At 60.2% G+C, this 14,903-nt stretch carries 15 protein-coding genes; 12 read left to right on the top strand and 3 right to left on the bottom strand.

Annotation, left to right across the window (positions count from 1 at the left end):
* The first annotated feature begins 80 nt into the window (after window positions 1-80).
* The 3 genes from ACHMW7_RS02065 (at window position 81) to ACHMW7_RS02055 (ending at window position 3,315) form a co-directional block, all read left to right on the top strand.
* On the top strand, window positions 81-1,085 hold the full coding sequence (locus tag ACHMW7_RS02065) for a glycine betaine ABC transporter substrate-binding protein (protein WP_395446229.1): 1,005 nt from the start codon (window positions 81-83) through the stop codon (window positions 1,083-1,085).
* Between the two features lie 150 nt (window positions 1,086-1,235).
* Entirely contained in the window at window positions 1,236-2,108 is an 873-nt protein-coding gene (locus ACHMW7_RS02060; protein WP_395446228.1) for an ABC transporter permease, read from the top strand.
* Between the two features lie 4 nt (window positions 2,109-2,112).
* Window positions 2,113-3,315, top strand: coding sequence for a glycine betaine/L-proline ABC transporter ATP-binding protein (locus ACHMW7_RS02055; protein WP_395446227.1), 1,203 nt, complete (start codon window positions 2,113-2,115; stop codon window positions 3,313-3,315).
* 18 nt (window positions 3,316-3,333) lie between these two features.
* Here the strand turns inward: ACHMW7_RS02055 and ACHMW7_RS02050 are convergent, their stop codons facing one another.
* The 3 genes from ACHMW7_RS02050 to ACHMW7_RS02040 form a co-directional block, all read right to left on the bottom strand.
* Window positions 3,334-3,921 (bottom strand): helix-turn-helix domain-containing protein, encoded by a 588-nt coding sequence (locus ACHMW7_RS02050; protein ID WP_395446226.1) that lies wholly within the window; start codon window positions 3,919-3,921, stop codon window positions 3,334-3,336.
* Window positions 3,922-4,002: 81 nt separating this feature from the next.
* Complete coding sequence (locus tag ACHMW7_RS02045) at window positions 4,003-5,415, bottom strand: purine-cytosine permease family protein (protein WP_395446225.1); 1,413 nt, start codon at window positions 5,413-5,415, stop codon at window positions 4,003-4,005.
* Window positions 5,415-5,606: a hypothetical protein gene (locus ACHMW7_RS02040; protein WP_395446224.1), complete on the bottom strand. Its 192-nt coding sequence runs from the start codon at window positions 5,604-5,606 to the stop codon at window positions 5,415-5,417. Before ACHMW7_RS02040 ends, ACHMW7_RS02045 begins: the two co-directional genes overlap by 1 nt.
* A gap of 690 nt (window positions 5,607-6,296) precedes the next feature.
* Between ACHMW7_RS02040 and ACHMW7_RS02035 the strand changes: the two genes are divergently transcribed.
* The 9 genes from ACHMW7_RS02035 to ACHMW7_RS01995 all read left to right on the top strand — a co-directional run bounded on the left by ACHMW7_RS02035 (window position 6,297) and on the right by ACHMW7_RS01995 (window position 14,795).
* On the top strand, window positions 6,297-7,001 hold the full coding sequence (locus ACHMW7_RS02035) for a TetR/AcrR family transcriptional regulator (RefSeq protein ID WP_395446223.1): 705 nt from the start codon (window positions 6,297-6,299) through the stop codon (window positions 6,999-7,001).
* A gap of 2 nt (window positions 7,002-7,003) precedes the next feature.
* Window positions 7,004-8,017 carry a hydrogenase nickel incorporation protein HypB gene (gene hypB, locus ACHMW7_RS02030; RefSeq protein WP_395446222.1) on the top strand — a complete coding sequence of 338 codons (1,014 nt, stop codon included), beginning with the start codon at window positions 7,004-7,006 and terminating at the stop codon, window positions 8,015-8,017.
* A 9-nt stretch (window positions 8,018-8,026) separates the two neighbouring features.
* Window positions 8,027-8,413 carry a hydrogenase maturation nickel metallochaperone HypA gene (gene hypA, locus ACHMW7_RS02025; protein WP_395446221.1) on the top strand — a complete coding sequence of 129 codons (387 nt, stop codon included), beginning with the start codon at window positions 8,027-8,029 and terminating at the stop codon, window positions 8,411-8,413.
* A gap of 27 nt (window positions 8,414-8,440) precedes the next feature.
* Window positions 8,441-9,514, top strand: a complete 1,074-nt coding sequence (locus ACHMW7_RS02020; RefSeq protein ID WP_395446220.1) for an arginase family protein — start codon at window positions 8,441-8,443, stop codon at window positions 9,512-9,514.
* A 25-nt stretch (window positions 9,515-9,539) separates the two neighbouring features.
* A complete protein-coding gene (locus ACHMW7_RS02015) occupies window positions 9,540-10,586 on the top strand; it encodes an arginase family protein (protein ID WP_395446219.1) in 1,047 nt (348 codons plus the stop codon).
* Between the two features lie 77 nt (window positions 10,587-10,663).
* Window positions 10,664-11,254, top strand: a complete 591-nt coding sequence (locus tag ACHMW7_RS02010) for a HupE/UreJ family protein (protein ID WP_395446218.1) — start codon at window positions 10,664-10,666, stop codon at window positions 11,252-11,254.
* 203 nt (window positions 11,255-11,457) lie between these two features.
* Entirely contained in the window at window positions 11,458-12,591 is a 1,134-nt protein-coding gene (locus ACHMW7_RS02005) for an aminomethyltransferase family protein (protein WP_395446217.1), read from the top strand.
* Between the two features lie 496 nt (window positions 12,592-13,087).
* On the top strand, window positions 13,088-14,008 hold the full coding sequence (locus ACHMW7_RS02000; protein ID WP_395446216.1) for a dihydrodipicolinate synthase family protein: 921 nt from the start codon (window positions 13,088-13,090) through the stop codon (window positions 14,006-14,008).
* A 124-nt stretch (window positions 14,009-14,132) separates the two neighbouring features.
* Entirely contained in the window at window positions 14,133-14,795 is a 663-nt protein-coding gene (locus ACHMW7_RS01995; protein ID WP_395446215.1) for a TetR/AcrR family transcriptional regulator, read from the top strand.
* Window positions 14,796-14,903 lie beyond the last annotated feature (108 nt).

The raw sequence follows: 14,903 nt of genomic DNA, 5'->3' as shown, positions 1-14,903 counted from the left end.
GTTATTTCGGTTTGATAAAAGTGACCGCTTTCTACATCGTACCCCACGAGGCCACCACAACGACAACAAAGGGAACTGCGATGAAGCTCAAGACATCCATTCTTGCGGGAGTTTGCCTTGCCTGCATGGTTCTCGGCGGCAATGCCGCCGAGGCTACGGAATGCGGGACGAAGGATCCGATCACGGTCGCCGAAATGACCTGGCTGTCCGCCGGAACGCTCGCCTACGTCACCAAGGCAATCCTTGCCGAAGGCTATGGCTGCAATGTCCAGATCGTGCCTGGTGACACGGTTCCGACCGCATCGTCCATGCTGGCCAAGGGAGAGCCTGACATCGCACCAGAGCTCTGGGTCTCCACCGTCAAGTCGACCTGGGACCAGATGCTGGCGAAGGGTACCGTCTACAAGGCGGGCGACATCTTTGCCAGCGGCGGCCAGGAAGGCTGGTGGATCCCTGACTACATCGCCGAGGCGCATCCGGAAATCCGTTCCGTCAGCGATCTCAAGGACAACTGGCAGGTATTCGAGGACCCGTCGAACCCCGGCAAGGGCCGCTTCTATGCATGCCCGCCCGGTTGGGGCTGCGAGATCATCACCAACAATCTGGTCAAGGCGCTCGACCTGGAAGCGACCTACGAGGTGTATCCGACCGGTTCGGGCGCGAACCTCAAGGCGATGATCGCCAGGCAGGTGTCGCGCAAGAAGCCCTTCATTGGCTGGTACTGGGGCCCGACCGAGGTGATCGGCAAATACAAGCTCAAGGTTCTCGGCATGCCGGCCTATGATCCGGCCAAGTTCACCTGCCTCACCGATGCCAAGTGCGAGAAGCCGGAACTGACCGGCTGGGCCGTCGGCGAAGTTGCGGTCGCGGCCACGACCAGCCTCAAGGACAGGGCGCCGGCTGTTGCGGAGTTCTTGTCGAAGATGCAGGTGCCGAACGTCGAGATCAGCGACGTGCTGGCCTGGGGCGACGACAACAAGGCGTCGCCCGAGGAGGTCGCCACGTATTTCTTCAAGAACTACGAGGCGATCTGGACCAAATGGGTCCCGGCCGATGTCGCCGAAAAGGTGAAAGCTGCGCTCTGATCGCAGCCTGGCGGTCGCGTATCTTCCCCAGACGCGGCCGCCACCCTTCGCATACGAATGCCTGACGCGCTTTTGCGCGGAACGTCGGCAACCGGCCGCCACCGCGAGAGCGGTAGGTAGCGGGTCGCCAACCTTTGAAAGGGTCACGCCGTGGCAGACAATTTTCCCGAACTCATCGACACACGCGGGCTTCGCTTTGCGATCGATGACGGCTTCAGCTGGGTCGTTGCCAACTACGGCGACACGCTCGAGCGGTTGCTCGGGCCACTGCTCAAGCTTTTGGGCGCCATGGAGGCGTTCCTGCAATGGCTGCCCTGGTATGTCACGATCGCCGGCATCGCCCTGTTGACCTACTCGGCCTCACGCAATCTGAGGATGACCGGCAGCGCGATCGTCATGCTGTTCTTCATCGGTGCTGTAGGCCTGTGGAACGATGCCATGGCGACGGTCGCGCTAATGCTCGCCGCCACCGTTGTCGCCGTTGTAGCAGGCATACCGCTTGGCATCCTGATGGCGCGCTCCGACTGGTTGCGATCGATTGCTTTGCCGCTGCTCAACATCATGCAGACGCTGCCGATCTTCGTTTATCTCATTCCCTTCGTCATGCTGTTCGGACCCGGCAAGATCCCCGCCATCCTCGCAACCGTGTTCTTTGCCATACCGCCAGTGATCCGGCTGACCGATCTCGGCATCCGTCAGGTCGACGGTGAGGTGGTTGAGGCGATTGTCGCCTTCGGCGCGACCCCTGGCCAGAAGCTGATGAGGGTCCAGATCCCCTTGGCGCTGCCGACGATCATGGCCGGCATCAACCAGACGACGATGATGGCGCTGTCGATGGTGGTCATTGCCTCGATGATCGGCGCGGGCGGACTCGGCTACCAGGTACTGCAGGGGATTCAGCGGCTGGAAGTGAGCCGAGGCCTGGTTGCCGGCATCGCCATCGTCTTTCTGGCCGTGATCTTCGACCGCATCGCTCAGGCCTACGGACGCCGTGCTCAGAAACATCTCGACAATGGAGAGTAGGGCGGTGACCGCTTTGGATGTGAAAATTCAGGTCGACAAGGTCTACAAGATCTTCGGGAACCGAGCGGATGATGCGATGGCCGCACTTCAGGCCGGCGCTGGAAAGGCGGAGGTTCTGCGCAATACCGGCTGCATCGTCGGCCTTAAGGGTATCGATTTTTCGATCCACCGCGGCGAGACCTTTGTCATCATGGGGCTTTCGGGCTCGGGAAAATCGACGTTGATCCGCCATTTCAACCGGCTGATCGAGCCGACCGCCGGACGCATCGTCGTCGACGGCCGCAACATCCTGGAGATGAGCGCAAGGGAGCTTTTGGCATTCCGTCGCAACAGCGTTTCGATGGTGTTCCAGCGTGTCGGCCTGTTGCCGCACCTGACCGTTTTGGAGAACGCGATTTGCGGCCTGACGCTGCAAGGCGTGGAGCGTCGTGAGGCCCGTGCGCGCGGCATGGAGCAACTCGAACTCGTCGGGCTCAAGGGCTTCGAGAACCGCTTTCCCAGGCAGCTCTCAGGCGGCATGCAGCAGCGCGTCGGCCTGGCTCGCGCACTCTCGACGGAAGCGGACGTGCTTTTGATGGATGAGGCGTTCAGCGCGCTGGATCCCCTGATCAAGAGCGACATGCAGGAACAGCTGAAGGATATTCAGGCGCGGCTGAAGAAGACCATCATCTTCATCACCCACGATCTCGACGAAGCGCTTCATCTCGGCGACCGCATCGCCATACTGAAAGACGGAGAACTGCGCCAGGTCGGCACCGGAGAAGAGATACTGTTCCGCCCGGCTGACGACTATGTCGAGCGTTTCGCCCGCAAGGTCGATCTGTCGCGCGCCCTCTACACGCACGATGCCTTTGCCAAGGTTCCGGTACTGACACACGCAGAAGCCGCTGGTGACCGGGCGGTAACATTGTTGCGCCAGCATCCTGCTGTGATCGTCGCGCATGGCGCCGAGTTGCGCGTGCTCACCTCCTGCGAACCGGATCGGGCGAAATGTGCCGCATCCATCGATGCGACGGTCACCCTTGGCCAGAGCTTTCCCCTTTTGGCAGACCAGGAGGCCATCGTCGTCATGGACAGCGGGGTACCCGTTGGAATCCTCACGCGCGAAATGGCGTTCAAGGCACTCTCGCGATCCGCTTATGTGCAGCCTGATGCAACACGGAGCTGGATTGAAAGCTGTTCGGCGATTGCAAGAACATCGGCCTGATGCGATCGGCTATTCGCATTATCTGTCTTGACGACGGGTCAAGATGGACAAGCAGCGGACGGGCAGTTGGGCCAGTTCGTCCGCACCATGTTGGATCGCGGCGTCGAAGAACAGGCTATCCCCAGGCGTCATTCGATAGACACTAGCCCCGTGACGGTACGCGATTTCGCCTTGCAGCAGGTAAAGGAAAATCGTGCCTTGATGGCTGACTGCTGGAAAGACGTCTGTCTTGCAGGTGAGGGAGATCATATGGGGCTCGACAACAAGTCCATTGGCGTTGACGTCTTTGTGGCCAAGGGACTTGCATTGCTGCCTGGCGACGCTGCTGTTGGGGGCAACGTCGCTGCCGGCTTTGACGAAGACGGCAGTGCGTTCGGATTCGAAGCGGCTGACCAGCCAGGTAATTGGCACAGCCAAGCCGCGCGAAATCGCCTGCAGTGTGGTCAGAGAGGGCGAAATGTCCCCGTTCTCAATCTTGGAGAGCATTCCAACCGACAGGTTCGTGGCTGCGGCTAGGTCGCTCACCTTCATACCGTGCCTGGTTCGAAAGGCGCGAACCTCCCGACCGATTGCGGTATGCAGCAATGGTTCCCTGGCTCTCTTCACTTTGGCATCTGCATCGATTGGTGCTCGGGGGTGCCTGAGGTGGGTGATCCGCTGCGTGAACGGACCACCCGAGGCCCGAGATCAATATCCACCGCGCCTTGCCGGCATCACCATCGTCTTGGTCAGGACGTAGTGAAGGATTGCTGCCACAAGACAGGCAGGAACGGACGCACTGATCCAGACGAATGGACCATGTGCGGCAAGCGACTGAGGATCGAACAACGCGTAGTAGACGAGGCCGCCGCCTGCCAAGGCCAGGAACGAAGCCGGATTGATGCCGCGCCAGAAGGCGTAGTCGGAATCGGCGCCGTCGTTGAAGACGTCGCACTGCTTGATGCGACCTCGCCGCAGAACCAGATAGTCCATCGCCGTCACGCCGGAGAGCGGTGCAAATCCGAGTGCGGTCCAGGCGAGGAACTTGAAGAAGTTGTCGTAGATCTGGCCCGGAAAGAAGGCGATCACGATCACTGGAACAAACAATGCGCCGGTCAGGACGCCCCAGGGCAGGGCTTCGAAGTAGCGTCCGCCGGCCTGCCTCATCGCCAGACACATGCCATAGAAGATGCTGACGATGGCAGTGATGTTTGCCAGTCCCACGAACAGCAGCGCGGTCACGCCGACAAAGGCTCCGCCGAGCGGGATCATCCACGCGGTCGGGTCATGCGATCCGAGGCTGAGTGCGGCAAACAACCCGACCAGTTCACCGAGAACGGCAGCAGCAAAGATGCCAATCAGATTGGGCCAAAGTGCTGCACGGGGCGTACGCGTGAAGCGTGAAATGTTGCCCAACACTGGCCACCAGCCAAAACCAGCCGCGAGATTGAACTCGACAGCGATCATGAAGTTGATCCGCTTGTCATCAAACGGCGCAAGAGGCGCGGCGTTGGCAATGTCGCTCCAGCTCTTGTGGCTGAAGATGAGAAACAGGATACCGAAGCAGAGGATGAGCTTGCCCGGGCCGACAAAGCGGTTGAGCCACTTGACGGCAGTTGGGCCCTTCCAAAGCAGCAGCCATGAGATCGTGATTGCCAGGATGGCAAGGAACGTCACGCCGAGATCGTTTTCGCCTATGTGCGTGCCGCCGACTTGGTTCATGACACCGCTGATGGCCCGTCCGAACATGATCGACAGGATTGCCGACCAGCCGACGCCGTAGATGGCAAGGAAAAATCCGACCAGGATCAAGATGCCGACAGGCCCGAAGACGCTTCGCATCAGCGTGAATTGCTCGATGCCGAACTTCCCGGTCGAGATGCAGACGCTGACGGCCATGATCGAAACGCCGATGACGTTGCCGATGATGATGGCGTAGATCCCGTCGCGGGCTCCGACGACAAGGGCCGTGCTGCCACCGAGCAGGAACGCCCATGTGGCGATGGCAAGGCCGATATTGATCCAGGAATGATCGAGGAAGCCGAGTTCCCGTTCTTCCTTGAGCACGGGGAGCGTGCCGAAGGCAGCACTCGCGCCGGTGAATTTCGGTGCGGCGGCCATCAGTTGCCTCCGCCCCACATCGCGATCGCCACAATCAAGATGGCTGCCGTCGTCGCAAACCAGATTCCGAGATCCCGACCCGAAATATCCGCACGCGCCGGATCCCCATAGCTCGGATCCGCAACGATATTCAGTCGCCGGTTTAGTTCCCGACGCATTTCATTGTCTGGATTTTCTGAAGCGATAGTCATTTCATCCTCCTCCAAAGATTAAATGAACACCTATCCGGGCGTTGATTGTCCTCCAAAGTCCCGGTTCGGCATCGTCTTGTTTTCCTGGCAGTCCGGAATCGCCGCAGCACCCATGCAGGGCGAGTGGGCGCGCCCAGTCGATCCATTCGTTTGGGGCTGGGCGGCTCGCAAGCGGGGTTCTCCTGTCTGATCGACCCCAAGTTCCGTCGGATGGGTGGCGCGCCTCCTGTCTTGTTTGAGCCACCACCCATCACGCCGTTTACGTTGCGGCAGTTTGATTGCAGTGTCAAACATTTTCCTGACAGGCATGTAAAAACATTAGCGAATTTGCATGTAATCGAAGGAAAGCGATGTGCCATCGATCACAGTCAGGCGGTTCGATGAAGTACTGAGATCAGCAGAAAAAATGTGCAATTACTGGTAGTTAGTTGACATGTTTAGGCTTTTCCGCCGCTCCAGACGAGGTGACTGACGACCGCGTGCGGCAGGAGTCGTTTTCGTGCGGAGCCGATGAATGGGTGCAAATGCGTATTGACAGCAATGTCAAAGCTACGTAGCGTCAAGCTCGGAAGTGCAGTCAATACCCAGTGCCCTCGACATCTGAAGCGGCAGCCTGGACTTGCTTCAGGTGCTGAACCGACGCAGTCGCGTCGAGCTTTTCCGGCAATGCTCAAAGTCAGGAAGTCATCGATGGAATCCGCCGCTCTCATTCATCTTGAAGATCGCGTGAAATCGGTCAAACGGGCCAAAAGTCGCCTTTACCGCAATCCTGGCATCCGGGCAGAGTCCTTGCTGGAGGCAGCGCTCGAATGCTTTGCCGAAGAAGATTATGAGAGTGTAACAATTCCGCTTATCGCCAAGAAGCTTGGTGTGGCTCATTCGCTTATCTATTATTACTTCAAGAACAAGGACTCGCTCTACCAGTCCTCCGTGCTTCACGCGCTTGATCGACTGATGACCAACTATGGCGAGGTCGTCGCGCGACATGAGAGCCCGGCCGAACTGCTGAGCGCCTATCTCGACCTCAATGTCGAGATGTCGGAGACGCTGCGCAGCCTCGTGCGCATCATGTTCGTCAATGCCGGAGGCGCCAAGGACGCAGGTCCCAAGTTCATCGATAGCTTCGTCGAGGACTTCTACGAGTCCGAGAAGAGGGTTCTCGCCGATTGCATCCGCAAGGGCGTTGAGGTCGGCATGTTTGCCTGCCCGGACCCTGATGAGATGGCGGCTTTCATCTCGCGCAACATCGACGGCATCTATTTCGGCAGTTTCATGCCGCATGGCGCGCCGATCCCTGCGGCGATGCGGTACCTCAAGGAGGTGGTCTGGGGACTGCTGCACTACGCCGGCGATCCTTCGGCCAAAAGCCCTTCCACAACCAAGATCGGGAGATAGCCATGTGCCAGGTATGCGGCTGCGGGCCTGAGAACATTCGCATTGATGGCAAAGGCGATGGTGAAGCGGGGGGCGGCAACCACATGCACCTGCATGCCCCTCACCATCACGATGGCGACCATCACCATCACGGTGACGGGCATCATCACGACCACGACGCCGGGCACCATCACCACGGCGACGATCACAGCCATGGCCTTCATCGCGACGACCATGAGCACCAGCATTACATTGCCGGCGCTGGCGATCTGCATTTCGGCAAGGATGTCGCCAAGACCCATGTGCCGGGAATGAGCCAGAAGCGGCTGGTACAAATCGAGCAGGAGATCCTGGCCAAGAACGGCATGTTTGCCGACGACGTCCGCGACGAACTCTGCGCGCATGGTGTGCTTGCGCTCAACCTGATTGCCAGCCCCGGTGCGGGCAAGACCACCTTGCTGGTCGAAACGCTGCAACGCTTGAAGGGCAACTTCCCAACCTGGGTAATCGAGGGCGATCAGGAGACGTCGAACGACGCCGATCGCATTCGCGCCACAGATACGCAGGCCGTGCAGATCAACACTGGCAAGGGCTGCCATCTTGACGCCGACATGATCCAGCGTGCGCTTGCATCGCTTTCACTGGAGCAGGGCGGTGTTCTGTTCATCGAAAATGTCGGCAATCTGGCGTGCCCAGCCGGCTTCGATCTTGGCGAAGCGCACAAGGTGGTCATCTTGTCGGTGACCGAAGGCGATGACAAGCCGGTCAAGTATCCGGAGGCGTTCGCTGCGGCCGACCTTCTGGTCATCTCGAAGTCGGACCTGGCGCCTTACTGCGATTTCGACATCGAGGCCTGTATTGTCCGCGCTCGTGAAATCAACCCGGCAATCGAAAGCATCGTCGTCTCGGCGCGCAATGGCACGGGCATGACGGAATGGCTCGACTGGATCGTCCGCGCCCGCCAGCAGCAGCTGCAGGACCTGGCGCGAGATTTGCAGGCACGGGTGGAATCCATCCGCAACACGCTCCACGTGTGAGGTGGCGCCATGCACGAACTCACGATCGCCTCGAGCCTGATCGATCTCGCCAGCGATCACGCGTCACGGAACGGCCACGCCCGGGTTACCGGAATGCATGTGCGTCTCGGCGTCATGTGCGGCATCGCCCGCTCGCTCTATTTCTGCTTCGGCCCGGCAACCCGCGGCACGCTCTGTGAAGGCGCCAAGCTGCACATCGAGGAAGTGCCGCTGACCATATTCTGCGAGCACTGCGCCGAGGCGCGGTCGCCGCTCTCTCTCTCCAATCTTCGTTGCCCCGACTGCGGGAGGCCTTCGCGGAAGGTGCTGAGCGGGCGCGAGATGGAACTGACCCACATCGAGCTTGAGGAAGAAGCTCCACATCCGGCGTTGGCCCCGGTTGGGCAAAACACTTGAGTAGTTACACCTGTTGGGAGGAACAGCATGCTTGATCGAAAAGCAGACATAGCCAAGTGGCAATTCACGCCACATCAACATCGTGGCCCCGCCGAGCAGTTCGGCGAGCATGATCACATCTACTCTCCGAAGCTGCATAACGGCTCGTTCAAATCCAGGGGGCTCGCCACCTTCATGGGTGCGCCCTATTGCCCGCCGGATCGTCACAAGATCCGCGAAATGGGCGCAAAGATCTGCTTTCTGGCAGTACCGTGGGACCAGGGCCAGATCGTGCGCGCCGGTGCCTCGCAAGGTGCCTCGGGGCTGCGTGAAGCGACGACGCAATATTTCCCCTATATGTTCGAATACGACGTCGACCTGTTGAGCTTCTTCCGTGTCGTCGACTGTGGCGATGTGCCGACAGTGCCGGGCAACAACATCAAGTCGCAGGAATACACCACCGACTACGTCACCGAATGCCTCGAAGGTGGCGCCAAGGTAATCCTGTTCGGCGGCGACCATTCCCTGCCGATCCCTGGAGCCAAGGCACTGTCGCGGTTCACCGGCAGCGGCAAGATGGGTTATCTGCACGTCGATAGCCACCTCGATGCCGGACCCGACTGGGCAGGCAACCTGATCACCAACTGCTCCGGCGCGCCGCGGGCACTCGACCTGCCCAACTGCAACGCCAGGAACATGGCGCATATGGGCTCGCGCAACGGACTTAATCCCAAAGACTGGTGGGACTTCTACGTCGACAACGAGATTCGTGTCGTCACCATGCCCGAGATGATCGAGCGCGGACTGGAAGTGTGCGCCAACGAGATCTTCGAACGGGTGAAGAAGGACGCCGATACGCTCTACTTCACCTGGGATACGGACTCGATCGACATGAGCTGCATGCCCGGCTCGACCTCGCCTGAATGCTACGGCCTGAAGGGGCGGGAGGCGATCCAGTTCGCGCGCATTGCCGGTCGGCACGGCTGCGACATTCTCGATGTCGTCGAGCTCTGCCCGTACTTCGACTCAAGCCAGATCAGCGCCAAGATGACGGTCAACATGATCTACCACTATCTCGGCTCGCGTGCCCAGACCCTGCGCCAGCAGGGCAAGCAACCGTAAGAATTCTCAGGGAGGAGATCCAGTCATGAACCCAGCAAAATCCTATGCCCATCTATTCTCACCACTTGGCGGTGACGCCGGAGACAACTACCGGGCACCCGGCCTGATCACGTTCCTGCGTTCGGCTCATGTGCCGCTGAACGCCGACGCCCTGAGGGCCTGCGGCGCCAAATATGCCTTTGTCGGCGTGCCGTTCGACGAGGGCAATGTCGGCAAGCCCGGCTCGGAGGACGGCCCGCGCGAATTCCGCCTCGTTTCGCAGGAGTACTTCTCCTACTGGTTCGAATACAATGTCGACTTGCACGGCACAGCTGTCGATTGCGGCGACGTTTCCATGCCCAAGGTCAGCCCCGAAGTGGCGCACGAACGCATCTATCGTGCAGTCCGCGAAGTGCTGAAATCTGGCCTCACGCCAATCATCTGCGGTGGCGACCGCTCGATTTCGATCGCCGCGGCGCGCGCGCTTTCCGACCATATCGGGGCGCAAAAGAAGATGGGCTACATGCATTTCAGTGCCCAGCTCGACATGGCCGACAGCTGGGCCGGGGAGCGCAATCTCGCCCCTTGCGCGATGGCTCGCATCACCGAGCTGCCCAATCTCGATATCAAGAATGTCGCGCATTTGGGCGCCCGCAACGCCATGAACCCCAAGGACCATATCGACCTTTCGAAGGAGAAGGGGCTTCAGTTCGACTCGATGTTTGACCTGTTCGACGGGGGCATCTACCCGTTGGTCGAGCGCTCGATCGAGCGGGTCTGGGGCGATACCGACGCGCAGTATCTCAGCTTCAATTTCAACGTCATGGATTCGTCCGCAGCACCTGGCGTCACCTCGACGGAACCAGGCGGCATCGAGTCCCGGGAGATGATGCGCATCGCCGACATGATCGCCAAGCGAGGCAGTGTCAGCGTCATCGACCTCACCGAGCTTTGCCCGATCTTCGATATCAGCGGTACGGCGGCACGGCTCGCGGCCTGCGTCATCATGCGGTTGATGGCGTCGTTGGCGGCACAAAATGGCGACGTGATCGACGCCAACCTGCGCCGCACCGACCTGGTCGCCGCAGAGTAACAGACAACCACTTGGATAAGGCCGGCTGCGGCCAGCCACAGGAGTTGATGGTGAACACGACAACGAACACAACAAAGATGACGCGGTTCGCTGCAGCAGTTGCTGTTGCTTATGTCGCGTCGACGATGCCGAGCTACGCGCATTTTCTGCCCGAGGCCGGCGGCCTCGGAGCGGGTCTATCTCACCCGCTTTCCGGGCTCGACCATATCCTTGCTATGGCCGGGGTCGGCATCTGGGCCGGGCAGAATGCCGACAACGAGCCGGTGTTCCGTTGGCTGCCGCTCGGCTTCGTCATCGGAATGATCGCTGGTGCGGTGTTTGGAATGACCGGGCTGTCGCTTCCCTTCGTCGAACTGGGTATTGCCGGGTCGGTGGTGCTGCTGGGCGCGATCGTCGCCCTGGGCAGCCGGGTGCCTTTCGGCGCGGCTTTTGCGATGACCATTTTCTTTGGCGGCCTGCATGGTTTTGCCCATGGTCAGGAACTGCCCATCGCCAGCAATGCATTCCTCTATGGGCTGGGCTTTGTCGCTTCGACCGTGGTCCTGCACGCGATGGGCTTTTCGCTCGCAACCTTCGTTGCGCGCCTGTCTTGGCGCACAGCGCTCAAGGTGGGCGGTGGAGGCATTGCCGCAGCGGGCATTGCGCTGGCTGCTGGCCTGGCTGGCTGATCTGCCAAACAAGGTGATCGGCGGAAAACGGCGCAGCCGTACTCCGCCTGGCCTGAGCGTTGGAGGGCGCTCAGGCCCATCGCTTCCGCAAATATCCCTGAAAATCCGTCGCTGACCCTGCTTATGGGGAGCGACGAAAATGTTCCTGGTGGGCTTCTGCCGCGCCGGCACGAACCTGTTTGCCAAAATTACCGGAGGATACAATGACCTTAAGCTGGCGCTTTACCGCCCTCGGCGACCGCCACCGCGCACTGGGTTCCAATCTCGAGGATTGGAGCGGCATGGGCACCGCCTGGACCTACGACGCCGACCCGTTCGATCAGCATGTGGCGATCCGCACCAAGGCCGGCCTGATGGACGTATCGGGCTTGCGCAAGATGCACTTGATTGGACCGCACGCGATCGCGGTTATTGAGTACGTCACGACCCGTAGTGTCGCAAAAATCCAACCGGGCCGTTCGGTTTATGCCGCCATGCTCAACGAGCGCGGCCATCTGATCGACGATTGCGTGATCTACCGCAACGGGCCCAATGCGTGGATGCTGGTCTCTGGCACCGGCACCGCGCATGAGGAGATCGTCAAGCAGGCGGCGGGTCGCAATTGTGCTGTGCTGTTCGACGACGACCTGCACGACCTTTCGCTGCAGGGGCCGGTGGCAGTCGATTTCCTGGCCAAGCACGTGCCGGGCATTCGCGACCTCAACTATTTCCACCACGTCCACACCACGCTGTTTGGCGCTCCAGTGACGATCTCGCGCACGGGCTACACCGGCGAACGCGGCTACGAGATCTTCGTGCGCGGCCAGGATGCACGCCTTGTCTGGGACAGCATCCTGTCCGAGGGCAAGGACATGGGGATCATTCCTTGCTGCTTCAGCACGCTCGATCTTCTGCGGGTCGAAAGCTATTTGCTGTTTTTCCCGTATGACAACTCGCAGATGTACCCGCTTCCCGGTCAGCCGGCCGGGGACAGCTTGTGGGAACTCGGCCTCGACTTCACGGTTTCGCCTGGCAAGACCGGCTTTAGGGGTGCCGAGGAGCATTACCGCCAGAAGGGCAACGAGCGCTTCAAGATCTTCGGCATGCTGATCGAAGGCGATCAGATGGCTGATCTCGGCGATGAGGTCTGGGCCGACGGCAAGAAGGTCGGTGTCATCACCTGCCCGTCTTATTCGAAGCTGACCAAACGTTCGATGGCGATTGCCCGTCTTGATGTGCCTTACGCCAAGCAAGGTGTGAAACTTGAGGTACGCGGCAAGACCTTGAAGGCCAATGCCATCGCCCACACGCTGACCTTCGACGATCCGGAAAAGAAGAAACGGACGGCAAAAGGCTGAGCCGCAGCAGGGGATTCGATCAGCCCGTTGCGAGGCATTGCTAGCAACAGCTGTCGGATCCTCTTGCCGCTGGCGTGCAACGGCAGCTGCCGCTCTTCTGCCGTTCAGATCAAGATAGCGGTCCCTGAATGCAGGCACCGCGTGTGGCTATCCTGTTCCGTCAAGCTCTGACCTGTGCAATCAAGGGCAGCTGGATCTGCACCCAGCATCGGCCATCGACAGGCCACCTAAAGACCAGCCCCAAACCCGAGCGTGGCCACGCGCCCTATCCCAGTCTTTCCCTCGGTGTCGTTCATCTCCAAAAGCGGATGCCGCTATTGCCCCAGGCAATATGCAGCTTTGCGTCAGAGCCGAGATGGCAGGTGATGCGCGAACGCGCGAAACGCCCGCGCCATTGACAACGCGCCCCCAAGGTTTCAAACATATGTTTGAAACCTACAATTCAAATAGATATTCGCCATGGCTTGGCTGGCTGTCCTGAACGCTGGAGGGTGTCGTGCATAACAAACCAAATGGGTCGTTCGTGGCGCTGATCACGCCGATGAACTCCGACGGCTCTGTTGATCTAGCTGGGTTTAGCAGCCTGCTCGATTTTCACCGGCAAAACCATACAAAGGCGATACTGATCATGGGTTCGACCGGGGAAGTCTCGATGCTGACTCCGGAAGAGCGGCGCACGATCATCACCGAAACGGCAAAGATGCCGCGCGGCGACATGCTCCTCTATTTCGGCTGCACGGGCTCCAACACCCAGGGCACAATCGACTTGGTGCGCTATGCCAAGAACGAAGGCGGCGACGGCGCCATCATTGCGGCGCCTTCCTATATCTGCGCCGACAATGAATCCATCGTCGAGTATGTTCTGGAAGTCTGCGATGCGGTCGACTTCCCGATCGGGTTCTACAACAATCCCCCGCGCGTGAAGACGGACCTGCACTGGACCGATATCCAGCGCATCGCAGCTCACCGCAACATGGTCGTGCTCAAGGAATCGACCACGCGCGTCGGCCAGGTGGCGCAGGTCTGCCGGGCCGAACTCGACATCTCCGTCATGTGCTGCTGCTCGCCGAATCTCGGCCTGGTGATCCCCACCATGGCGCTGGGCGGCCATGGTACCGCAAACATGACGGGCAACATTATCCCGCGCGAGATGGCAGTCATCTCCAAGCCATGGGTATCAGGCGAAGACGCATTCGCCTGCCGGTCAGCCTGGCTGCGCAACTTGCCGATGCTGCACTTCGCCTATGCGGCCGTTAATCCCGTTTCGATGAAGTCGCTCATGGCGGCGGTCGGCTTGCCGGCAGGACCGCTGCGCAAGCCACTCCGGGCAGCTGATCCCAAGTTGCTTGAAGATGGCATCCGTATCGTCCGCGAACTCGAACTCGACAGGACCTACGGCTACCGGCTGGCGCGCTGATTGGTGGCTACAGCTCCGCACTCGGCACCGGGCTTCGCGGCGGCCGACGCTCCGCTGGAACATATCCTCAGATTTGATGCCGGCGGGAGAAGCGCGCGAACCGGCTTTCAGCTATGAGGGTTGGATGGAGACGGCAGACGAAAGAACCGACCGGCACGACGACCGCGACACGCGCCGCGCATTGCTGCGTGCGGCTACCTACGTGTTCGCCGATCGTGGGTTCGATGCGGCCACGCTGCGGGAGGTCACCCGGGTGGCCGGGGCAAACATCGCTGCAGTCAACTATCACTTCCGCTCCAAAGACGAATTGCTGCGCCTGACGCTCGAACAATGCCTCGGCCCGCTGAACGCGGCGCGGCTGGGGGCAATGAGGGCGTGTGAGGAAGACCCGCAGCCAACCTTGCGTACTGTGCTGCGCGCGATCGTGGGGCCGCTTGTCGAACTCAGCCTCGACGAGCGCGGCGGGCGCGCGGCGATCCGGCTGATGCTGCAAACCAAGGCATTGCCTCGAAGCCTGACCAATGAAATCTTCGCCGAGCAGTTCGACGAACTCCATCGCCTATCTCGACAAATGCTGCAGCGGGTGACGCCCCGCCTAAGCGAGGTGCAGATCGCGCTACGCTACGAATATATCCGCGGCGCCATCCTGCACATCGTTGCGGACCTCGATCCGAATGCCCGTCGCATGCCCGGCCTCGAGGAAATCCAGAATCACGTCAGCAACAGCGCTCTCATAGATGACATCATCAGCTTCTGTGAGACCGGCTTTTCAAGCCGAAGCGACTGACTGGCGTTGTCATATAGGTCATCTGTCAACCGCTGTGCGGGGTGGAAACTACTACGGGACCATCTTTCGATGGCGCCGCCGCTGGCAGGCGTCGTGGATTCCAAATAG

The organism is Aminobacter sp. UC22_36, from assembly GCF_044056035.1.
Lineage (GTDB): Bacteria > Pseudomonadota > Alphaproteobacteria > Rhizobiales > Rhizobiaceae > Aminobacter.
This window is presented reverse-complemented; position numbering and strand designations above follow the sequence as displayed.